The sequence below is a fragment of the Massilia sp. CF038 genome (assembly GCF_900129765.1).
In the GTDB taxonomy this organism is placed as follows: domain Bacteria; phylum Pseudomonadota; class Gammaproteobacteria; order Burkholderiales; family Burkholderiaceae_D; genus Telluria_A.
Window position 1 is genome coordinate 1,106,426 of the sequence record NZ_FQWU01000001.1, and the last position, 20,545, is coordinate 1,126,970.

At 59.5% G+C, this 20,545-nt stretch carries 23 protein-coding genes and 1 tRNA gene; 23 read left to right on the forward strand and 1 reads right to left on the reverse strand.

Annotated features, from left to right (window positions below; translation table 11 throughout):
• The first annotated feature begins 76 nt into the window (after positions 1-76).
• The 23 genes from tpiA (at position 77) to BUC24_RS05220 (ending at position 20,144) form a co-directional block, all read left to right on the forward strand.
• Entirely contained in the window at positions 77-829 is a 753-nt protein-coding gene (gene tpiA, locus BUC24_RS05110) for a triose-phosphate isomerase (RefSeq protein ID WP_073213020.1), read from the forward strand.
• A 37-nt stretch (positions 830-866) separates the two neighbouring features.
• Positions 867-1,283, forward strand: coding sequence for a preprotein translocase subunit SecG (gene secG, locus BUC24_RS05115; RefSeq protein WP_073213021.1), 417 nt, complete (start codon positions 867-869; stop codon positions 1,281-1,283).
• 139 nt (positions 1,284-1,422) lie between these two features.
• Positions 1,423-1,509 (forward strand) — tRNA-Leu (locus BUC24_RS05120).
• Between the two features lie 153 nt (positions 1,510-1,662).
• Positions 1,663-2,022 carry an NADH-quinone oxidoreductase subunit A gene (locus tag BUC24_RS05125; RefSeq protein ID WP_073214807.1) on the forward strand — a complete coding sequence of 120 codons (360 nt, stop codon included), beginning with the start codon at positions 1,663-1,665 and terminating at the stop codon, positions 2,020-2,022.
• 3 nt (positions 2,023-2,025) lie between these two features.
• On the forward strand, positions 2,026-2,502 hold the full coding sequence (locus tag BUC24_RS05130) for a NuoB/complex I 20 kDa subunit family protein (protein WP_073213022.1): 477 nt from the start codon (positions 2,026-2,028) through the stop codon (positions 2,500-2,502).
• A gap of 2 nt (positions 2,503-2,504) precedes the next feature.
• Entirely contained in the window at positions 2,505-3,098 is a 594-nt protein-coding gene (locus BUC24_RS05135; protein WP_073213023.1) for an NADH-quinone oxidoreductase subunit C, read from the forward strand.
• Entirely contained in the window at positions 3,098-4,351 is a 1,254-nt protein-coding gene (locus tag BUC24_RS05140) for an NADH-quinone oxidoreductase subunit D (RefSeq protein WP_073213024.1), read from the forward strand. Before BUC24_RS05135 ends, BUC24_RS05140 begins: the two co-directional genes overlap by 1 nt.
• Before the next feature lie 26 nt (positions 4,352-4,377).
• Positions 4,378-4,857 carry an NADH-quinone oxidoreductase subunit NuoE gene (gene nuoE / locus BUC24_RS05145; RefSeq protein WP_073213025.1) on the forward strand — a complete coding sequence of 160 codons (480 nt, stop codon included), beginning with the start codon at positions 4,378-4,380 and terminating at the stop codon, positions 4,855-4,857.
• A complete protein-coding gene (gene nuoF, locus BUC24_RS05150; protein ID WP_073213026.1) occupies positions 4,854-6,149 on the forward strand; it encodes an NADH-quinone oxidoreductase subunit NuoF in 1,296 nt (431 codons plus the stop codon). Before nuoE ends, nuoF begins: the two co-directional genes overlap by 4 nt.
• A 15-nt stretch (positions 6,150-6,164) precedes the next feature.
• Positions 6,165-8,492: an NADH-quinone oxidoreductase subunit NuoG gene (gene nuoG, locus BUC24_RS05155; protein WP_073213027.1), complete on the forward strand. Its 2,328-nt coding sequence runs from the start codon at positions 6,165-6,167 to the stop codon at positions 8,490-8,492.
• The gene (gene nuoH / locus BUC24_RS05160; RefSeq protein ID WP_073213028.1) at positions 8,492-9,574 is read left to right on the forward strand and encodes an NADH-quinone oxidoreductase subunit NuoH; all 1,083 of its coding nucleotides are present in this window, start codon (positions 8,492-8,494) and stop codon (positions 9,572-9,574) included. Before nuoG ends, nuoH begins: the two co-directional genes overlap by 1 nt.
• A 12-nt stretch (positions 9,575-9,586) precedes the next feature.
• The gene (nuoI, locus tag BUC24_RS05165; protein WP_073213029.1) at positions 9,587-10,075 is read left to right on the forward strand and encodes an NADH-quinone oxidoreductase subunit NuoI; all 489 of its coding nucleotides are present in this window, start codon (positions 9,587-9,589) and stop codon (positions 10,073-10,075) included.
• 21 nt (positions 10,076-10,096) lie between these two features.
• Positions 10,097-10,771: an NADH-quinone oxidoreductase subunit J gene (locus tag BUC24_RS05170; RefSeq protein ID WP_073213030.1), complete on the forward strand. Its 675-nt coding sequence runs from the start codon at positions 10,097-10,099 to the stop codon at positions 10,769-10,771.
• Positions 10,771-11,079, forward strand: a complete 309-nt coding sequence (gene nuoK, locus BUC24_RS05175; RefSeq protein ID WP_073213031.1) for an NADH-quinone oxidoreductase subunit NuoK — start codon at positions 10,771-10,773, stop codon at positions 11,077-11,079. The genes BUC24_RS05170 and nuoK overlap by 1 nt, the downstream gene beginning before the upstream one ends.
• 51 nt (positions 11,080-11,130) lie before the next feature.
• Entirely contained in the window at positions 11,131-13,215 is a 2,085-nt protein-coding gene (gene nuoL / locus BUC24_RS05180; RefSeq protein WP_073213032.1) for an NADH-quinone oxidoreductase subunit L, read from the forward strand.
• Between the two features lie 25 nt (positions 13,216-13,240).
• On the forward strand, positions 13,241-14,740 hold the full coding sequence (locus BUC24_RS05185) for an NADH-quinone oxidoreductase subunit M (RefSeq protein ID WP_073213033.1): 1,500 nt from the start codon (positions 13,241-13,243) through the stop codon (positions 14,738-14,740).
• An 8-nt stretch (positions 14,741-14,748) separates the two neighbouring features.
• The gene (gene nuoN / locus BUC24_RS05190) at positions 14,749-16,242 is read left to right on the forward strand and encodes an NADH-quinone oxidoreductase subunit NuoN (RefSeq protein WP_073213034.1); all 1,494 of its coding nucleotides are present in this window, start codon (positions 14,749-14,751) and stop codon (positions 16,240-16,242) included.
• A 26-nt stretch (positions 16,243-16,268) separates the two neighbouring features.
• The gene (locus BUC24_RS05195) at positions 16,269-16,547 is read left to right on the forward strand and encodes a DUF2818 family protein (protein ID WP_373887965.1); all 279 of its coding nucleotides are present in this window, start codon (positions 16,269-16,271) and stop codon (positions 16,545-16,547) included.
• Between the two features lie 19 nt (positions 16,548-16,566).
• Positions 16,567-17,121 (forward strand): NUDIX domain-containing protein, encoded by a 555-nt coding sequence (locus tag BUC24_RS05200; RefSeq protein WP_073213036.1) that lies wholly within the window; start codon positions 16,567-16,569, stop codon positions 17,119-17,121.
• A gap of 7 nt (positions 17,122-17,128) precedes the next feature.
• Positions 17,129-17,830 (forward strand): hypothetical protein, encoded by a 702-nt coding sequence (locus BUC24_RS05205; RefSeq protein WP_073213037.1) that lies wholly within the window; start codon positions 17,129-17,131, stop codon positions 17,828-17,830.
• Positions 17,827-18,513, forward strand: coding sequence for a 2-C-methyl-D-erythritol 4-phosphate cytidylyltransferase (ispD, locus tag BUC24_RS05210; protein WP_073213038.1), 687 nt, complete (start codon positions 17,827-17,829; stop codon positions 18,511-18,513). The genes BUC24_RS05205 and ispD overlap by 4 nt, the downstream gene beginning before the upstream one ends.
• 18 nt (positions 18,514-18,531) lie before the next feature.
• Positions 18,532-19,047 (forward strand): 2-C-methyl-D-erythritol 2,4-cyclodiphosphate synthase, encoded by a 516-nt coding sequence (gene ispF / locus BUC24_RS05215; RefSeq protein WP_073213039.1) that lies wholly within the window; start codon positions 18,532-18,534, stop codon positions 19,045-19,047.
• Positions 19,048-19,208: 161 nt separating this feature from the next.
• Positions 19,209-20,144, forward strand: a complete 936-nt coding sequence (locus BUC24_RS05220) for an alpha/beta fold hydrolase (RefSeq protein ID WP_073213040.1) — start codon at positions 19,209-19,211, stop codon at positions 20,142-20,144.
• 56 nt (positions 20,145-20,200) lie between these two features.
• Here BUC24_RS05220 and BUC24_RS26575 read toward each other — a convergent pair whose 3' ends face one another.
• Positions 20,201-20,527 (reverse strand): hypothetical protein, encoded by a 327-nt coding sequence (locus BUC24_RS26575; protein ID WP_143167392.1) that lies wholly within the window; start codon positions 20,525-20,527, stop codon positions 20,201-20,203.
• Positions 20,528-20,545: the final 18 nt, after the last annotated feature.

Consider the following 20,545-nt stretch of genomic DNA (forward strand, 5'->3'; position numbering starts at 1 on the left):
ACAAGTGGCCGTCCCGATTGTTTGACCCGCTTCTGATCGGGGGTTAAAATAGCGGGTTAATTAAATCTGGGCTACTATGCGTCGCAAACTGGTCGTTGGTAATTGGAAGATGAATGGCAGTCTTGCATCAAATGCAAGCCTGCTGGCTGGCATTGCCGAAGGCTTGAACGGTACGGGTGCTGACAGTGCAGTCTGCGCGCCGGCGCCTTACCTGGCCCAGTGCCAGGCCGCGCTGCAAGGCAGCAAGCTGGCCTGGGGTGCGCAGGATGTGTCGGCCCAGGCGGGCGGTGCCTACACCGGCGAAGTGTCGGCTGCCATGCTGGGCGATTTTGCGTGCCGCTTCGTGATCGTTGGTCACTCCGAGCGCCGCGCTTACCACGCCGAGAGCAGCGAACTGGTTGCAAAGAAAGCTGTCGCAGCACTGGACGCGGGTCTGACCCCGATCGTCTGCGTCGGCGAAACACTGGCCGAGCGTGAAGCGGAGCAGACCTTCGTGGTCGTGCGCAATCAGCTCGGCGCCGTGCTGGCGCTGGTCGGTGAGCGTTTGAACAAGATTGTGGTTGCCTACGAGCCGGTATGGGCGATTGGCACCGGCAAGACGGCCACGCCGGAAATGGCGCAGGAAGTGCACGCACGCTTGCGCGCGCAGATGGCGGAGCACAACGCAATTGTCGCTGGCGGCGTACAGATTCTGTACGGCGGCAGCATGAAGCCGGAAAATGCGCGCGAACTGATGGCGCAGCCGGATATCGACGGTGGTTTGATTGGCGGTGCGGCGCTCAAGGCAGCCGATTTCCTCGCCATCATTCATGCCGGTAGTTCGAATTAATTGAAGTTATCGCAGTCAAACCTGGAATGGAATAGAAATGAACTCGTTGCAAAATCTGGTTGTTGTAGTACAGGTTATTTCGGCCCTGATCATCATCGGGCTGGTGTTGCTGCAGCATGGCAAAGGTGCTGACATGGGCGCGGCCTTCGGTTCGGGTGCTTCGGGCAGCCTGTTCGGTGCGACCGGTTCGTCGAACTTCATGTCCAAGTCGACTGGCGTTGCTGCCGCCGTGTTCTTCTCATCGACCCTGGTGCTGGCCCACTTCGCCACCAACCGCGGCGCTGCCGTCAGCGGCGGCGTGATGGAAAAAGCACCGGTCACCGCACCAGTGGTCGTGCCAGGCGCAATTCCATCGGCACCGGCGCCAGCGCCAGCTGCACCAGCAGGTGCGGCAACGCCGGCACCGGCGGCGCCAGCTGCACCGGCACCAGCGCCAGGCCAGATTCCGAAGTAAGCTGCACACAGTTTCAGCAGCATCCGTCCTTCCTCGTGACGGATGCGAAAAAGAAGCATGATTTTTAGGTTTTAAGCTTGTTATTGCGCAAGTTTGCATTGAATACAGCTCTGTAACAATGTAGAATAGCGGACTCAATGCCGACGTGGTGAAATTGGTAGACACGCTATCTTGAGGGGGTAGTGGGAGAAATCCTGTGCGAGTTCGAGTCTCGCCGTCGGCACCAGAAATCTAGAAGCCAGCAAGGGCTGCGCCTAAGCTGGCTTTTTTGCGAGGATCAGTCGTTTCGGTCCTGGTGGTAGGCTACAAGCCAGGATCGTACGATAGGGCGCTGCGCCAGCAGTGGTTCATTAACCGATCGATCAAAAAGGCTTCATCCGTGAACCTCGATAATTACTTCCCCGTTCTTCTGTTCATCCTGGTCGGCATCGGCGTCGGTGTTGCACCCCAGGTCCTGGGCTACCTGCTCGGACCCAACAAGCCAGATTCCGCTAAACTGTCGCCTTACGAGTGCGGCTTCGAAGCATTCGAAGACGCGCGCATGAAGTTCGACGTTCGTTACTATCTGGTCGCTATCCTGTTTATTTTGTTTGATCTGGAAACGGCATTCTTCTTCCCATGGGGTGTCTCCATGCGTGAACTGGGCTGGTCCGGGTTCGTTACGATGATGGTGTTCATCGCCGAATTCGTGGTTGGTTTTTGGTATATCTGGAAGAAAGGTGCCCTTGATTGGGAATAAGCCATGTCAATTGAAGGCGTATTAAACGAAGGTTTCGTCACCACGACGGCCGACAAGCTGATCAACTGGGCACGCACCGGGTCGATGTTCCCGATGACGTTTGGCCTGGCTTGCTGCGCGGTCGAAATGATGCACACGGGCGCAGCCCGCTACGACATGGACCGCTTCGGCGTCGTGTTCCGCCCATCGCCGCGCCAGTCCGACGTGATGATCGTCGCTGGCACGCTGTGCAACAAGATGGCGCCGGCGCTGCGCAAGGTCTACGACCAGATGCCGGAGCCGCGCTGGGTCATTTCCATGGGTTCGTGCGCCAACGGCGGCGGCTACTACCACTACTCGTATTCGGTGGTGCGCGGCTGCGACCGCATCGTGCCGGTCGACGTGTACGTGCCAGGTTGCCCGCCAACCGCTGAGGCGCTGCTGTACGGCATTCTGCAACTGCAGAACAAGATCAAGCGCACCAACACCATCGCCCGCTAATCATGACAAGTAAAATCGAAAACCTGGCCTCCACCCTGGCATCCGTGCTGGGCGAGGCCGCAACTGTCAGCATCGCGCTGGGCGAAGTGACCGTGGTCGTCAAGGCCGCCAATTACGCCGCCACCATGCTGACCCTGCGCGACGAGCCGTCGCTGCGCTTTGACCAGCTGATCGACCTGTGCGGTGTGGACTATTCCACCTACGGCGAAGGCACCTGGGATGGCGCGCGCTTTGCAGCTGTGTCGCACCTGCTGTCGCTGGTGCACAACTGGCGCGTGCGCGTGCGCGTGTTTGCACCGGACGACGACATGCCAGTGCTGGCGTCCGTCACCAGCGTCTGGCGCGCCGCCAACTGGTACGAGCGTGAAGCGTTCGACCTGTACGGCATTCTGTTCGAAGGCCACAACGACCTGCGCCGCATCCTGACCGACTATGGCTTCATCGGCCACCCGTTCCGCAAAGACTTCCCGATCACCGGTTTCGTCGAAATGCGTTACGACCCAGAGCAAAAGCGCGTCATCTACCAGCCGGTCACGATCGAGCCGCGTGAAATCATTCCTCGCGTAATTCGCGAAGAAACCTACGGGATGAAATAATGGCTGAGATTAAGAACTACACCCTGAACTTCGGTCCGCAGCACCCGGCAGCGCACGGCGTGCTGCGCCTGGTGCTGGAACTGGACGGCGAAGTGATTCAACGTGCCGACCCGCACATCGGCCTGCTGCACCGCGGCACCGAGAAGCTGGCTGAAACCCGTACCTATCTGCAATCGGTGCCGTACATGGACCGTCTCGACTACGTGTCGATGATGGCCAACGAACACGCGTACGTGATGGCAATTGAAAAGCTGCTTGGCATTGAAGTGCCGGTGCGCGCCCAGTACATCCGCGTCATGTTCGATGAAATCACGCGCCTCTTGAACCACCTGATGTGGCTGGGTGCGCACGCGCTCGACGTTGGCGCCATGGGCCCCTTCCTGTATGCGTTCCGCGATCGCGAAGATCTGTTCGACGCGTACGAAGCTGTGTCGGGCGCACGTATGCACGCCGCATACTACCGCCCTGGTGGCGTGTACCGCGACCTGCCGGACGCCATGCCAAAGCACAAGGCCTCGATCATCCGCAGCCAGAAAGCCATCGACGAGCTGAACGAACACCGTCAGGGCTCGCTGCTGGACTTCCTGGAAGACTTCAGCAAGCGCTTCGTCAAGTACGTCGACGAATACGAAACCCTGCTGACCGACAACCGTATCTGGAAACAGCGTACTGTCGGCATCGGCGTGGTGACCCCGGAAGACGCGAAAGCCATGGGCTTTACCGGCGCCATGCTGCGCGGTTCGGGCGTGGAATGGGATCTGCGCAAGACCCAGCCGTACGCCGTGTACGACAAGATGGACTTCGACATTCCGGTTGGCACCAATGGCGACTGCTACGACCGCTACCTGGTGCGCATTGAAGAAATGCGCCAGTCGAACCGCATCATCAAGCAAGCCATTACCTGGCTGCGTGCCAACCCGGGCCCGGTCATGACCGAGAACCGCAAGGTGGCGCCGCCGTCGCGCACCGACATGAAGTCGAACATGGAATCACTGATTCACCACTTCAAGCTGTTTACCGAAGGCTTCCACGTCCCGCCGGGCGAGGCGTATGCCGCGGTCGAGCACCCGAAGGGCGAGTTCGGCATTTACATCGTGTCCGATGGCGCCAACAAGCCTTACCGCCTGAAGATTCGCGCCCCGGACTATGCCCACCTGCAAAGCCTGGACGAGATGGCCCGCGGCCACATGATCGCCGACGCCGTCACCATCATTGGTACCCAGGACATTGTATTCGGCAGTATTGACCGGTAAGCATTTGCACTATTGAGGCAAACAACATGTTGTTATCAGAGCAGTCATACAAAAAAATCGACCGGGAACTGGCAAAGTTTCCGGCAGACCAGCGTCAGTCGGCCGTGATGGCCGCGCTGGCCATTGCCCAGGACGAAAAGGGCTGGCTGGCACCGGAAACCATGCAGGAACTGGCCGACTACATCGGCATGCCTGCCATTGCGGTGCAAGAAGTCGCCACTTTCTACAATATGTACGACGTCAAACCGGTCGGCAAGTTCAAGATTTCGGTGTGCACCAACCTGCCATGCCAGTTGTCTGGCGGCGAGAAGGCGGCCCATCACCTGAAAGAAAAGCTGGGCATCGGTTTCCGTGACACCACCGCCGACGGCCAGTTCACGCTGATCGAAGGCGAGTGCATGGGTGCCTGCGGCGACGCGCCGGTCATGCTGGTCAATAACAAGCGCATGTGCAGCTTCATGTCGAACGACAAGATCGACGCACTGGTCGAGGAACTGAAGAAATGACATCACTCCACAATCGCCACATTGGCGCGCTGATCCTCGCTGGCCTGGACGGCAAGAACTGGCACCTGCAGGATTACGTGAACCGTGGCGGCTACACCGCGCTGCGCCGCATCCTGGACGAAAAAATCACCCCGGAACAAGTCATCGCCGAACTGAAGGCCTCGTCCCTGCGCGGCCGCGGCGGCGCTGGTTTCCCAACGGGCCTGAAGTGGAGCTTCATGCCGCGCCAGTTCCCTGGCCAGAAATACCTCGTCTGCAATTCGGACGAAGGCGAGCCAGGCACCTTCAAGGACCGCGACATCATCCGCTACAACCCCCATGCCCTGATTGAAGGCATGGCCATTGGCGCTTACGCCATGGGCATCACCGTGGGTTACAACTACATCCACGGCGAAATCTTTGCCGAGTACGATCGTTTCGAAGAAGCCCTTGAAGAAGCGCGCGCCGCCGGCATGTTGGGTGACAAGATCATGGGCAGCGATTTCAGCTTCCAGCTGCATGCCTTCCATGGTTATGGCGCTTACATCTGCGGCGAAGAAACCGCGCTGCTCGAGTCGCTCGAAGGCAAGAAGGGCCAGCCGCGCTTCAAGCCGCCATTCCCGGCCTCATTCGGCCTGTATGGCAAGCCGACCACCATCAACAACACAGAAACCTTTGCTGCCGTCCCGTTCGTGATGAACATGGGTGGCGAAAAGTATCTGTCGCTGGGCAAGCCAAACAATGGCGGCACCAAGATCTTCTCGATCTCGGGCGACGTTGCGCTGCCAGGCAACTATGAAGTGCCGCTCGGCACGCCATTTGCCAAGCTGCTGGAACTGGCAGGCGGCATGCGCGACGGCAAAAAGATCAAGGCCGTGATTCCTGGCGGTTCCTCGGCACCGGTGGTGACGGGGGAAGTCATGATGAACACCGACCTGGACTACGACTCGATCGCGAAAGCCGGTTCGATGCTCGGTTCGGGCGCCGTGATTGTCATGGATGAAACGCGCTGCATGGTCAAGTCGCTGCTGCGTCTGTCGTACTTCTATTACGAAGAATCGTGCGGCCAGTGCACCCCTTGCCGCGAAGGCACGGGCTGGATGTACCGCATGGTCCACCGCATCGAGCACGGCCAGGGCCGTCCCGACGACCTGGACATGCTGAACTCGATCGCCGACAACATTCAGGGCCGCACCATTTGCGCCCTGGGCGATGCCGCAGCGATGCCAGTGCGCGCCATGATCAAGAACTTCCGCGAAGAATTTGCATACCACATCGAGCACAAGCATTGCCTCGTGCCCGCTTATATCTAAGGCCAGAGAAATCTCATGGTTGAAATTGAAATTGACGGTAAAAAAGTTGAGGTCCCACCAGGTTCGATGGTGATGGACGCAGCGAACAAGCTGGGTACTTATATCCCGCACTTCTGCTATCACAAGAAATTGTCGATCGCTGCCAACTGCCGCATGTGCCTGGTTGAAGTAGAGAAGGCCCCCAAGCCTTTGCCTGCTTGCGCCACGCCTGTGTCGGCCGGCATGATCGTGCGTTCGAACAGCGAAAAAGCGGTTCAGGCACAGAAGTCGGTGATGGAATTCCTGCTGATTAACCACCCGCTCGACTGCCCGATCTGCGATCAGGGCGGCGAATGCCAGTTGCAAGACTTGGCAGTGGGCTACGGCAAATCGAATTCGCGCTACGAAGAAGAAAAGCGCGTGGTGCCGCCGAAAGATGCCGGCCCGCTGATCTCGATGGAAGAGATGACCCGCTGCATCCATTGCACCCGTTGCGTACGTTTCGGCCAGGAAGTGGCTGGCGTGATGGAACTGGGCATGCTGGGCCGCGGCGAACACGCCGAGATCACCTCGTTTGTCGGCAAGACGGTCGACTCCGAAGTGTCGGGCAACATGATCGATCTGTGCCCGGTGGGCGCACTGACCTCCAAGCCTTTCCGCTACAGCGCCCGTACCTGGGAACTGTCGCGCCGCAAGTCGGTCAGCCCGCACGATTCGCTGGGCACCAACCTGATCGTCCAGGTCAAGGGCGGCAAAGTCATGCGCGTGCTGCCGCTGGAAAACGATGCGATCAACGAATGCTGGATCTCGGACAAAGACCGTTTCTCGTACGAAGCGCTGGACAATACCTCGCGTCTGACCAAGCCCATGCTCAAGCAGGGCGGCGTCTGGGCGGAAACCGACTGGCAGACCGCGCTGGAATACGTGGCTCATGGCCTGCGCAACATCAAGCATGAACACGGCGCCGACAGCATTGCCGCTGTTGCCACCGCCCAATCGACCGTGGAAGAACTGCACCTGCTGGCCAAGGCCATGCGCGGCATCGGTTCCGAAAACGTTGACTTCCGCCTGCGCCAGAGCGATTTCGCGCTGGACGGCCAGGTCACGCCATGGCTGGGCATGCCGATCGCAGAACTGTCGACCGTTCAGCGCGCGCTGATCGTCGGCTCCTTCCTGCGCAAGGATCACCCGCTGGTCGCCACCCGTCTGCGCGCTGCCGTCAAGAACGGCGCCAAGCTGTCCATCGTGCACGCTTCCGACGATGAGCTCCTGATCCCGACCGCGAGCAAGATGATTGCCGCACCGTCCGATTGGCTTGCTGCCTTGTCGGAAATCGTGGTCGCTGTTGCCGCTGCCAAGGGTGTTGCTGCCCCGGCCGGTTTCGAGAACATCAAAGCGTCCGACGCGGCCGGCAAAGTCGCCGCCAATCTGAACGGCGAAGGTGGTGTGGTCCTGCTGGGCAACGCTGCTGTCCACCATCCGCAAGCGTCCAAGCTGCATGCAGCTGCGCAATGGATCGCGGAACAGACCGGCGCCAAGTTCGGTTACCTGACCGAAGCAGCCAACACCGTGGGCGGCTACCTGGTCGGTGCGACCGCCAAGAACGCGGCGCCTGCCTTTGCCACGCCGAAAAAAGCTTACGTGCTGCTGAACGCGGAACCGGAACTCGATGCGGCCAATCCGCAGCAGGCCCGCGCCGCGCTCGATGGCGCCGAGATGGTGGTCGTCATGTCCGCCTTCCAGCATGGTTTCGACTACGCGGACGTGCTGCTGCCGATTTCGCCATTCAGCGAAACCTCGGGCACCTTCGTCAATTGCGAAGGCCGCGCGCAAAGCTTCAACGGGACCGTCAAGCCGCTGGGCGACACCCGTCCAGCCTGGAAAGTATTGCGCGTGCTGGGCAATCTGCTGGGCGTCTCCGGTTTCGACTACGAAACCTCGGAATCCATCCGCGACGAGCTGTTTGGCAAGGGTGTGACCGATCTGTCGGCCAAGCTGAACAACGTATCGAAGGCAGCTGTGTCGTCGGCAACGTTTGGCACCAGCGGCGCGCTCGAACGCGTGACCGATGTGCCGATTTACTTCGCCGACCCGATTGCACGCCGCTCCGAGCCGCTGCTGCGCACGGCCGATTCGAACGCACCGCTGGTCCAGTTGCCAAAGGCGCTGGCCGAGAAGCTGGGCGTGAAAGCTGGCGACAAGGTCAAGGTCTCGCAAGGCGCCGGTTCGGCCATTCTGGCAGCCGGCATCGATGCCCGCCTGCCTGCGAATGCCGTGCGCGTCGCTTCGTCGCATCCTGCAACCGCCACCCTCGGCGCGATGTTTGGTGCAATCAATGTTGAAAAAGCAGGGGAGGGGATCTGATGGCGCTGCCTGAAATGATCGACGGCATCAACGCCTGGGGCGCCAGCACGGTGGGTTATTCCTGGCCGCTGTTCTGGACCATGGCCAAGATCCTGTGCGTCCTGTTGCCTCTGATGGGCCTGGTCGCTTACGCCACCCTGTGGGAACGCAAGCTGATCGGCTGGATTCAGATTCGTATCGGCCCGAACCGGGTTGGTCCTGCCGGTTTGCTGCAACCAATTGCCGATGCCTTGAAGCTCTTGTTCAAGGAAATCGTGGTGCCAGCCAAGGCCTCGTCCGGCCTGTTCATTCTGGGTCCGATCATGACCATCATGCCGGCGCTGGCGGCCTGGGTGGTGGTGCCTTTCGGTCCTGAAGTGGCGCTCGCCAACGTCAACGCGGGCTTGCTGCTGCTGATGGCAATTACCTCGATCGAGGTGTACGGCATCATCATCGCCGGCTGGGCGTCGAATTCGAAGTACTCCTTCATGGGTGCGATGCGCGCATCGGCCCAAATGATTTCCTACGAAATTCCCATTGGCTTCGTGCTGGTGGTGATTCTGATGGTATCGGGCAGTCTCAACTTCTCCGACATCGTCGCTGGTCAGGCCAAGGGCTGGGGTATCGAGCACGGCGTGAACTTTGTATCGTGGAACGTGTTGCCGCTGCTGCCGCTGTTCGTGGTCTACCTGACCTCCGGTCTGGCAGAATGCAACCGCAGCCCGTTTGACGTGGTCGAAGGCGAGTCCGAAATCGTGGCCGGCCACATGGTCGAATACTCGGGCATGTCCTACGCCATGTTCATGCTGGCCGAGTACGCCAACATGATCCTGATCGGCACCCTGGGTTCGATCATGTTCCTGGGCGGCTGGCACGCACCGTTTGCGATCCTGGAATTCGGCGGCGCCTTCGGTGGCTTCTTCTGGCTGTTTGCCAAAGCCTTCCTGATTGTCTCGCTGTTCATCTGGGTGCGCGGTACCTTCCCACGCTACCGTTATGACCAGATCATGCGTCTGGGCTGGAAGATCTTTATTCCAGTAACCCTGGTGTGGCTGGTACTGGTTGCAGGCGTGATGCAAACGTCCTGGAACATTTGGAAGTAAGGAACAGGAACAATGACTCAGATTAAAGATTTTTTCAGCAGCATGCTGCTGGTCGAACTGTTCAAGGGCCTGGCGCTGACCGGCAAGTACATGTTCGCCCGCAAAATCACCGTGCAGTACCCGGAAGAGAAGACCCCGATGTCGCCTCGTTTCCGCGGTCTGCACGCGCTGCGCCGCTACCCGAACGGCGAAGAACGCTGCATCGCCTGCAAGCTGTGCGAAGCGGTGTGCCCGGCCATGGCCATCACGATCGAATCGGAACAGCGTGACGACGGTTCGCGCCGCACCACCCGTTATGACATCGACCTGACCAAGTGCATCTTCTGCGGTTTCTGCGAAGAATCCTGCCCGGTCGACTCGATCGTTGAAACGCATGTACTGGAATACCACGGCGAAAAACGTGGCGACCTGTATTACACGAAAGAGATGTTGCTCGCTGTTGGCGACCGCTACGAAGGCGACATCGCCGCTGCCCGTGCAGCCGATGCGCCTTACCGTTAATCGCAAGTGTCTGGGTTAGTCATGGAATTTAAAACTATATTGTTCTACGTGTTCTCGCTGATCATGCTGTTCGCAGCGGTCCGCGTCATCACCGCCCGGAACCCGGTGCACGCCGCGCTGTTCCTGGTGCTCGCCTTCTTCAACGCAGCCGGTATCTGGATGCTGCTCGAAGCCGAGTTCCTCGCCATTGTGCTGGTGCTGGTGTATGTGGGCGCCGTGATGGTGCTGTTCCTGTTCGTGGTGATGATGCTCGATATTAATATCGACAAGATGCGCGAGGGCTTCTGGTCCTACCTGCCGCTGGCACTGGGCATCGGCATTGTGATCATCTTCGAAATGGCGGCCATCTTGTGGCGCGGTTTCCTTGACTTCGAGCCGGCGCCGGCAGTGGCGGGCGCCCACATCGGCGGCACCAAGGAACTCGGCCTGCTGATCTACACCAAGTATATTTACGGCTTTGAAATTGCCGCAGCGATTTTGCTCGTGGCGATCATTGCTGCCGTGGCACTGACCCTGCGCAAGCGCAAGGACACCAAGGCCTTCAACCCGGGCGATGCCGTGCGCGTCAAGCGCAATGACCGCCTGCGCATCGTCAAGATGGATGCCGTGGACCAGCCAGCGATTGATGCTGCATCGAAAGCGGCCGCCCTGGCTGCCGCCGAAGCGCAGGATGCCGCCAGCAAGGAGACCAAATAATGACTTTAACGCTCACACACTATCTGATCCTGGGCGCGATGCTGTTCGCGATCTCGATCGTCGGCATTTTCCTGAACCGCAAGAATGTCATTGTTCTGCTGATGGCCATCGAACTGATGCTGCTGGCCGTGAACATGAACTTCATCGCGTTTTCGCACTATCTGGGCGACGCGGCAGGGCAGATCTTTGTCTTCTTCATCCTGACCGTCGCCGCTGCCGAATCGGCAATCGGGCTGGCGATTCTGGTGGTCATGTTCCGTAATCTGGACACCATCAATGTGGAAGACCTGGACAGGCTCAAAGGCTAAGTTTTCGGCGATCTCGGTTAAAACTCGAATACATAACGATTAAGGTTCAACATGGCGGGGCAACTTCTCAACCCTAACCTCCTACTTGCCGTCCCACTGGCGCCGCTGGCTGGCGCAGTGATCGCCGGCTTGTTCGGTACTAAGTTCTTCGGCAACATGGTCGGTCGCAAGACGTCGCACACGGTGACGATTCTTGGCGTGCTCATCGCGCTGATCCTGTCGGTGCAGACGCTGATGGCGGTGCTGGACGGCGCCAGCTTCAACGGCACCATCTACAACTGGATGACGGTCGGTACGCTGAAGATGGAAGTCGGTTTCCAGATCGATGCCCTGTCGGCGATGATGATGTGCGTGGTGACCTTCGTGTCGCTGATGGTGCACATCTACACCATTGGCTACATGGCAGAAGACGAGGGCTACAACCGCTTCTTCGCCTACATCTCGCTGTTCACGTTCTCGATGCTGATGCTGGTCATGGCCAACAACTTCCTGCAGCTGTTCTTCGGCTGGGAAGCAGTGGGCCTGGTGTCCTACCTGCTGATTGGTTTCTGGTACACCCGTCCGACCGCGATCTTTGCCAATATGAAAGCCTTCCTGGTCAACCGCGTGGGTGACTTCGGCTTCATCCTGGGCATTGGTCTGCTGCTGGCCTATGCCGGTTCCATGAACTACCAGGAAGTGTTTGCCAAGCGCGAAGCGCTGGCCCTGCTGACCCTGCCAGGTTCGGACTGGATGCTGCTGACCGTGGCCTGCATCTGCCTGTTCATTGGCGCAATGGGCAAATCGGCCCAGTTCCCGCTGCACGTCTGGCTGCCTGATTCGATGGAAGGCCCGACCCCGATTTCCGCACTGATTCACGCGGCAACCATGGTGACCGCGGGTATCTTCATGGTGGCACGCATGTCGCCCCTGTTCGAACTGTCCGACACTGCTTTGTCCTTCGTGCTGGTGATTGGTTCCATTACCGCGCTGTTCATGGGCTTTTTGGGCATCATTCAAAACGACATCAAGCGCGTGGTTGCTTACTCGACCCTGTCGCAGCTGGGCTACATGACGGTGGCGCTGGGTTCCTCGGCCTATTCGGTGGCCGTATTCCACCTGATGACCCACGCCTTCTTCAAGGCGCTGCTGTTCCTGGGCGCCGGTTCGGTCATTATCGGCATGCACCATGATCAGGACATCCGCAACATGGGCGGCCTGCGCAAGTACATGCCCATTACCTGGATCACCGCCTTGCTCGGTTCGCTGGCACTGATCGGTACGCCGTTGTTCTCGGGCTTCTACTCGAAAGACAGCATCATCGAAGCCGTGCATGCCACCCATATCTGGGGTTCGGGCTTTGCCAACTTCGCCGTGCTGGCTGGTGTGTTCGTGACCGCCTTCTACTCGTTCCGCATGTACTTCCTGGTGTTCCACGGGGAAGAGCGCTTCGGCAAGGCCAGCACTGGCCATCATAGCCACGGCCATGACTCGGATGCGCACGACGAGGATGCGCACGACGACCATCATCACCATGGTCTGGCCCCGGGCGAGAAACCGCACGAGTCGCCACTGGTCGTGACGCTGCCGCTGATCCTGCTGGCCATTCCTTCGGTCTTCATCGGCGCCATGACCATCGGCCCGATGCTGCATGGCGACTTCTTCAACAACGTGATCTTCGTTGGCGAGAACCATCACGCCATGCACGAGCTGCACGAAGAGTTCCATGGCTGGTGGCAGATGGCGGTACATGGCCTGATGACGATGCCGTTCTGGCTGGCTGCTGCCGGTGTCGCGTCCGCTTACTACTGCTACATGGTCAACCCGCGCGTACCGGCCTGGTTCTATGCCAAGTTCAAGGCCCTGCACACGCTGCTGGACAACAAGTACTACATGGACAAGTTCAACGACGTGGTGTTTGCCGGCGGCGCGCGCCTGCTCGGCGGCGGCCTGTGGAACATTGGCGACCGCAAGCTGATCGATGGTCTGCTGGTCAATGGCAGCGCCAAACTGGTGGGCTGGTTCTCGTCCATCGTGCGCACTGGCCAGACCGGCTACATCTATCACTACGCGTTCGTGATGATCATCGGCGTGCTCGCTTCGCTGATGTACTTCCTCCCGTCGCTGAAGTACTTCCTCTCGCTGTGGCACGTTTAATCAGACACGCAAAGACAACGACAACATGATGCAGTCTATTTCTACATTACCTCCGTATCTGAGCCTGGCGATCTGGCTCCCGATCGCCTTTGGCGCGCTGATCCTGTTCGTCGGCCGCGATGAAAAGCCGGGCTTCACCCGCTGGCTGTCGCTCGCTGGCGCCTTGATCAGCTTCCTGGCCACGATTCCTCTGCTGACCCATTTCGACAACGCGGCCCATGGCCTGCAATTTGTTGAAAAGGCGCCATGGATCGGCCAGTTCAACATTTTCTATGCACTGGCCGTGGACGGCCTGTCGCTGTGGTTCGTGCCGCTGACCGCCTTCATCACCGTCATCGTCGTCATTTCCGCCTGGGAAGTAATCGAAAAGCGCGTGGCCCAGTACATGGGTGCCTTCCTGATTCTGTCGGGCCTGATGATTGGCGTGTTCACCGCCACCGACGGCTTGCTGTTCTACTTCTTCTTTGAAGCAACCCTGATCCCGATGTACATCATCATCGGTATCTGGGGTGGGGCAGACCGCGTGTATGCGTCGTTCAAGTTCTTCCTGTACACCTTCCTCGGTTCGCTGCTTACCCTGGTTGCCATCATCTACCTGTACAACGCCTCGGGCAGCTTCAACATCTTCGACTGGCACCAGCTGCCATTGACGATGAAAGAGCAGACCTTCATCTTCCTGGCCTTCCTGGCAGCGTTCGCCGTCAAGGTGCCAATGTTCCCGGTCCATACCTGGTTGCCGGACGTGCACGTCGAAGCGCCAACGGGCGGCTCGGCCGTGCTGGCCGCCATCATGCTGAAACTGGGCGCGTATGGCTTCCTGCGCTTCTCGCTGCCAATCACGCCCGATGCATCGCATGCCATGGGCCCGTTCATCATTACCCTGTCGCTGATTGCCGTGATCTATATTGGTCTGGTTGCACTGGTGCAGAAGGACATGAAAAAGCTGGTGGCGTATTCGTCGATTGCACACATGGGCTTTGTAACGCTGGGCTTCTTCATGTTCAACCAGATGTCGGTGCAGGGCGGTATCGTACAAATGATTTCGCACGGCTTTATCTCCGGCGCCATGTTCCTGTGCATCGGCGTGCTGTACGACCGCATGCACTCGCGCCAGATCGCCGACTACGGCGGGGTGGTCAACACCATGCCGAAGTTCGCTGCCTTCATCGTGCTGTTCTCGATGGCCAACTGCGGCTTGCCAGCCACTTCCGGCTTCGTGGGCGAATTCATGGTGATCCTGGGCGCGGTCCAGTTCAACTTCTGGATCGGCATGCTGGCTGCCACCGCCCTGATCTTCGGCGCAGCGTACTCGCTGTGGATGGTCAAGCGCGTGGTGTTTGGCGAAATCGCCAACGAGCACGTGAAAGAACTGACCGACCTGAACAAGCGTGAATTCCTGATGCTGGGCATTCTGGCGATCGCCGTGATTGCGATGGGCCTGTATCCGGCGCCATTTACCGACACGATGCAAACCTCGGTCGCAGACTTGCTCCAGCATGTCTCCGTGTCGAAACTGCCGCAATAAAACAGACTATGATCGAAACTACCAATCCCAATCTGGTTCCGGTATCCGCCGAAATCTTCCTGCTGATTGCCGCGTCGGCAATCCTGCTGATCGACATGTTCCTGTCGTCGTCGAAGCGGGCGCTGACGTATTACCTGTCGCTGGCCACGCTGATCGTGTGCGGCTACCTGACCTGGTGCGACTATTCGCTCGGCCTGACGGTCTACACATTCAATAATATGTTCGTGTCGGATCCGATGTCGAACCTGCTCAAGCTGTTCACCTACCTGGCAGTCGGCATCACGCTGATTTATTCGCGCCAGTACGCAGGGGAGCGGGGCATGTTGTCGGGCAACCTGGGCGGCGAGTTCTACGTGCTGGCCCTGTTTGCCATGCTGGGCCAGATGATCATGATCTCCGGTAACAACATGCTGGCGATTTACCTGGGTCTGGAACTTATGTCGCTGTCGCTGTACGCGCTGGTGGCCTTGCGCCGTGACCACGCCGCCTCGACCGAAGCATCGATGAAGTACTTCATCCTGGGGGCGCTGGCGTCCGGTTTCCTGCTGTACGGTATTTCGATGCTGTACGGCGCCACCGGCACCCTCGATATCAGCCAGATCGCCCGCGTGGCCGCTGGCGCTACCGCCAACCACACCATTCTGGTGTTTGGCGTGGTGTTCGTGGTCGCAGGCCTGGCCTTCAAACTGGGCGCGGTGCCATTCCACATGTGGGTGCCGGACGTGTATCAGGGTTCGCCAACCGCGGTCACGCTGTTGCTGGGCGCGGCGCCGAAACTGGCTGCCTTTGCCATCTGCATCCGTATCCTGGTTGAAGGCTTGATGCCAATGGCAGTGGACTGGCAGCAAATGCTGATGATTCTGGCCGTCATGTCGCTGGCCATCGGCAACCTGACCGCGATTGCCCAAACCAACCTCAAGCGCATGCTGGCCTACTCGACCATCGCCCAGACCGGCTTTGTGCTGCTGGGCCTGATGGCAGGCGTGGTCGGTGGCCAGCAAGACAATGCTGCCGCAGCTTACAGCTCGGCCATGTACTACTCGATCACCTACGTGCTGACCACGCTCGGTACCTTCGGCGTGATCATGCTGCTGGCCCGTGCTGGTTTTGAGGCGGAAGAGCTGGCTGACTTCAAGGGCTTGTCCAAGCGCAGCCCATGGTTTGCCGCTGTCATGTCGATTCTGCTGTTCTCGCTGGCCGGCGTGCCGCCGATGATGGGCTTTGCCGCCAAGTTTGCCGTGCTGCAGGCAGTGCTGTCGACCGGCGCTGTGTGGCTGACCGTGCTGGCGGTGATGTTCTCGCTGATCGGCGCTTTCTACTACCTGCGCGTGGTCAAGGTCATGTGGTTTGATGAGCCGGAAGAGTCGGCTCCGCTGGCCGTACCGTTCGACATGCGCGCCACCCTGACCCTGAATGGCATTGCCATCGTGGTGCTGGGTATTTACGCCGGTCCGCTGCTGACGGCCTGCATGCACGCCATGAACGCCACCCTCGGCACCTGATGGATGTAACGCTTTCTGCATGGTTGGTGATTGCTGTCGCACTGGTACTCGCCAACCTGCCGTTCATGAATGAATCCCTGTTCGGCGTGATTCCGCTGGGCGCGCCACCCAAGGCGGGCTGGGTGCGTGCCATCGAGCTGCTTGTTTTATACTTTGTTACCGGCGGCATCGCCTACGTGCTCGAAGCGCGTGCTGGCAACGTCTTCACCCAGGTCAAGGAGTTCTACATGATCACGGTGCCCCTGTTTGCGGTACTGGGGTTCCCGGGCTTCGTGCTGCGCTACCTGCGCAAGCGCCATCACTAACCACGCACCAGGAGCGGGCATGGATTCGCAGCTCAAAGAAACCCGGATCGATGGAGCACTTGCCTATGATGGCGGCTTCCTCAAAGTCACGCGCGACCGCGTCAAGCTTCCCAATGACGCTGTTACCTTCCGCGAATACATCAAGCATCCTGGCGCGGTCGTGATTTTGCCGGTCTTTGACGACGGCCGCGTGCTGCTCGAACGCCAGTTTCGCTACCCGCTCGACCGCGTGTTCATCGAATTCCCCGCCGGAAAGATTGATCCGGGCGAAGACACGCTCGCCTGCGCCAAGCGCGAACTGCAGGAAGAAACCGGCTACACGGCCGACAGCTGGCAGTTCGTCAGCACAATTCATAACGCCATTGCCTATTCCGACGAACACCTGGACATGTTTGTGGCGCGCGGCCTGACGCCGGGCCCGCGCAAACTCGACGAGGGCGAGTTCCTCGACATCTTTACCACCACCATTCCTGAACTGCTGGAGATGGTCCGGCTTGGCCAGATCACCGACGTGAAGACCATCATTGGCGCCTTCTGGCTTGAAAAGCTGGCAGCTGGCAACTGGTCGGTCTGAGACCCGCATGCGCGCGCTGCTCCTGTTCTTGCTGGCCCTGACCTGCAATAGTGCGCTCGCGTCACGCGGCATGTTCCAGGCCCTGTGCGAAGACCGCATGGCCGGCTCGCGCGCGATTGTCAAAAGCCGGCTCAATGGCTACAGGATCGACAATACCTTGTCGTTCCGCGAACTGCCCGCCAAGTCGCAAAAACCGGCGCCCGTCAACGGCGCCGTGCTGGGCGTGACGGCCACCAAATACGCCACCAATATTGGCTACAGCGCGCACGTCATGCGCAACCCGATCTCGCGTTACGAATGCGTCAGCTCCCAGATTGAAGTGACGGTATCGTATGAACCGACGGTCATTTATATCGGCAAGGAGTTTTTGCCCGGCACTTGCGCCTACCGGGAAATTCTTGCGCACGAAATGCGTCATCTCAACACTTACTTTGAACAATTGCCGAAAGTGGAGATAGCTGTGCGCGAGGCGCTGGTGCGCCGCTTCAACGTCAAGGCCGAGTACGGTCCTGCAGGGCAGGCGCAGGCCGCGCTGAAACGCGAGGTCGAAAACGTGTGGGTGCCCTTTTTTACCGCCCAGATCAAGCGTGCCGATGCGCTGCATGACGTGATCGATACGCCGCAGGAATATGCGCGACTGAGCAGAGTTTGCCAAGGTGAGGTACAGTCATTCATAGCACCAAACGGTCAAACCAACAGAACTCCATGAACCAGCCTGCACCGCGTTATTTTGCCCTGATACCCGCCGCCGGCGTGGGCGCCCGCATGGCTGCAAACGGACCGAAGCAGTACATGGCCATTGGCGGCAAACCCATGCTGCGCCACACCATCGACGCTTTTTTGTCGAGTGCACTGATTACCCATACCTTTATTGTGGTCAGCCCTGACGACGGCCAGATCGATGGCGTTGTCCCAGATGCAGGCGTCACCGTGCTGCGCTGCGGCGGTGCCACCCGCATGGAATCGATTCAAAACGGCTTGCGCCAGATGGGCGAGCTGGTCGGCCCGCAAGACTGGGTGCTGGTGCACGATGCCGCACGGCCCGGCCTGAACGCGGCCCTGATCGAGAAACTCATTACAACGATAGGCGGCGACGCCGTCGGCGGCCTGCTCGCGCTGCCGGTGGTCGACACCGTCAAGCGCGCAGGCGCGGCTGTCTCCACGGTAGCGCGGGACGGCTTGTGGCTGGCGCAGACTCCGCAAATGTTCCGCTACCGGCTGCTTGTCGACGCGCTCGCCGCCGCCACCGACGCCAGTGTCATTACCGATGACGCCAGTGCGATCGAGGCGTTGGGACACTCGCCCAAGCTGGTCGAAGGACATCCCCGTAACTTAAAAGTGACGCTGCCTGCGGACATCCGCATTGCCGAGATGTACCTGGCTGCGCCGTAACCTGATAGCGAATTCATCATGTCACTGGCTTCCTATAATCCAACACCCCCGTTTCGTATTGGCACCGGCTACGACTGCCACGCCCTGGTCGAGGGCCGCAAACTGATCATCGGCGGGGTGACCATCCCGCACAAAACCGGCCTGTTCGGCCATTCCGACGCCGACGTGCTGCTGCACGCCATCATCGATTCGATGCTGGGCGCTGCCGGCCTGGGCGACATTGGCAAGCACTTCCCGGACACCGACCCCATGTTCGCCGGCGCCGATTCGCGTACGCTGCTGCGCGAAGTGGCGCACCGTGTTGTGGCCACCGGCTACACCATTGGCAATATCGATGCGACCATCATCGCGCAGGCGCCGAAAATGGCGCCGCACATTCCGCAGATGGTGTCGCGCATTGCCGAAGATGTGGGCGTGTCGCCCCAGCAGATCAACATCAAGGCCAAGACCAACGAAAAGCTCGGTTATCTCGGGCGCGAAGAAGGCATGGCGGCGGAAGCGATCTGCATGCTGATCAAGGCCGCCACAGCCTAATCGAGCACCCACACATCGTCCTCGCGCAGGCGGGGACCCATCCCATGCTGACCAACTTCGGTGATGTGGAATAGGTCCCCGCCTGCGCGAGGACGATGTGGCTGACTGCTGGCCCCTATCCTTCGGTATGATGGTCGTTCAATATCACGACCGGATCCCGTATGATTGTTCTGTATGCATTTGCGGCGGTGCTTGCCGCCTTGTTCCTCGCCACACGCCTGGCCCCTGTCGGCATGACCACCGCAGGCCTGTGGCTGGAACGCCGCCTGAGCGGGCTGAACACGCGCAGCTTGCAGGTCGACGGCTTCACCATGCCTTACCTCGAAGGTGGCAAGGGCGACGTCCTGCTGCTGATCCACGGCTTTGGCGGCGACAAGGATAACTTCACCCGCATCGCGCGCCATCTGACGCCGCATTACCGCGTCATCATTCCCGATCTGCCCGGCTTTGGCGACGCCACGCGCGATCCCAAGGCCAGTTACGCCATGGCCGACCAGGTCGCGCGCATCCACAGCTTCATTACCCAGCTGGGCATTGAACGTCTGCACCTGGGCGGCAATTCGATGGGGGGATTTATTTCTGCCCAGTTTGCAGTGCCGTACGGTCACATGGTGCAGAGCCTGTGGCTGCTCGATCCCGCCGGCACCGCGGCCTCGCACGAGTCAGCCATGCTGCGCCACTACGAGGCGACCGGCGAATGCCCGCTATTGGTCAAGCGGGTGGAAGACTTTGACGCCACCATTGCCATCACCACCCACAAGACACCGTTCGTGCCGCGCTTTGCCCGCATCGCCCTGGGCCGGCGCGGCGTGGCGGATCTGGCGCTGCACACGCGCATCATGCGCCAGATGCAGGAGTCACCCTTGCTGGAAGTGACGTACCAGCCGATGGCCACGCCCGCGCTGATTGTGTGGGGCAAGGAAGACAAAGTGCTCAGTCCTGCCGGCGCGGTGGCGTTCAAGCAGCTGTTTCCGAATGCACAGGTGATCTTGATGGAGGGCATCGGGCACTTGCCGATGGCCGAGGCGCCGAAGCAAACCGCGCAGGACTACCTGCAATACCGCGCCGCGCTCGTCAAGTCGCCAGGTGCTACCTAGTCGACCGCAGTCGGTTGCGCCTTCGCTGTCGGCTCCTTACGCCCCGTTGCGGACGTTCATTTAAAAAGTGAAAAACGAGCTTTTGTTTCGATGTCGCAGAGAATGACACTACCAACCGGAACGGACTCTTTCGGTATTCTTCCGAGACTCGTTACAACTTGCCAGCGCTTCTGAAGCGGAGCGGTTACATCCGGGATGTTGAAATGCGTAAGATTGAACCACGCACTGACATCAAATGCAGGACCATCAGGAGGATGAACACTCACGACTGCCGAGAAATTCTTGAACGGCATTTCTGGTGACGGCTGGAGATGAGGCGCGCATACGAGTCCCTGACTCACAAGATCAAATACGTCCTCCACGATCAGCAGTTCTACTTTCATAAGTTCTCTATTGTTTGG

Coding starts and splice junctions, on each gene's coding strand:
- tpiA (WP_073213020.1), top strand. CDS start 77: ATGCGTCGCAAACTGGTCGTTGGTAATTGGAAGATGAATGGCAGTCTT.
- secG (WP_073213021.1), top strand. CDS start 867: ATGAACTCGTTGCAAAATCTGGTTGTTGTAGTACAGGTTATTTCGGCC.
- BUC24_RS05130 (WP_073213022.1), top strand. CDS start 2,026: ATGTCAATTGAAGGCGTATTAAACGAAGGTTTCGTCACCACGACGGCC.
- BUC24_RS05135 (WP_073213023.1), top strand. CDS start 2,505: ATGACAAGTAAAATCGAAAACCTGGCCTCCACCCTGGCATCCGTGCTG.
- BUC24_RS05140 (WP_073213024.1), top strand. CDS start 3,098: ATGGCTGAGATTAAGAACTACACCCTGAACTTCGGTCCGCAGCACCCG.
- nuoE (WP_073213025.1), top strand. CDS start 4,378: ATGTTGTTATCAGAGCAGTCATACAAAAAAATCGACCGGGAACTGGCA.
- nuoF (WP_073213026.1), top strand. CDS start 4,854: ATGACATCACTCCACAATCGCCACATTGGCGCGCTGATCCTCGCTGGC.
- nuoG (WP_073213027.1), top strand. CDS start 6,165: ATGGTTGAAATTGAAATTGACGGTAAAAAAGTTGAGGTCCCACCAGGT.
- nuoH (WP_073213028.1), top strand. CDS start 8,492: ATGGCGCTGCCTGAAATGATCGACGGCATCAACGCCTGGGGCGCCAGC.
- nuoI (WP_073213029.1), top strand. CDS start 9,587: ATGACTCAGATTAAAGATTTTTTCAGCAGCATGCTGCTGGTCGAACTG.
- BUC24_RS05170 (WP_073213030.1), top strand. CDS start 10,097: ATGGAATTTAAAACTATATTGTTCTACGTGTTCTCGCTGATCATGCTG.
- nuoK (WP_073213031.1), top strand. CDS start 10,771: ATGACTTTAACGCTCACACACTATCTGATCCTGGGCGCGATGCTGTTC.
- nuoL (WP_073213032.1), top strand. CDS start 11,131: ATGGCGGGGCAACTTCTCAACCCTAACCTCCTACTTGCCGTCCCACTG.
- BUC24_RS05185 (WP_073213033.1), top strand. CDS start 13,241: ATGATGCAGTCTATTTCTACATTACCTCCGTATCTGAGCCTGGCGATC.
- nuoN (WP_073213034.1), top strand. CDS start 14,749: ATGATCGAAACTACCAATCCCAATCTGGTTCCGGTATCCGCCGAAATC.
- BUC24_RS05200 (WP_073213036.1), top strand. CDS start 16,567: ATGGATTCGCAGCTCAAAGAAACCCGGATCGATGGAGCACTTGCCTAT.
- BUC24_RS05205 (WP_073213037.1), top strand. CDS start 17,129: ATGCGCGCGCTGCTCCTGTTCTTGCTGGCCCTGACCTGCAATAGTGCG.
- ispD (WP_073213038.1), top strand. CDS start 17,827: ATGAACCAGCCTGCACCGCGTTATTTTGCCCTGATACCCGCCGCCGGC.
- ispF (WP_073213039.1), top strand. CDS start 18,532: ATGTCACTGGCTTCCTATAATCCAACACCCCCGTTTCGTATTGGCACC.
- BUC24_RS05220 (WP_073213040.1), top strand. CDS start 19,209: ATGATTGTTCTGTATGCATTTGCGGCGGTGCTTGCCGCCTTGTTCCTC.
- BUC24_RS26575 (WP_143167392.1), bottom strand. CDS start 20,527: ATGAAAGTAGAACTGCTGATCGTGGAGGACGTATTTGATCTTGTGAGT.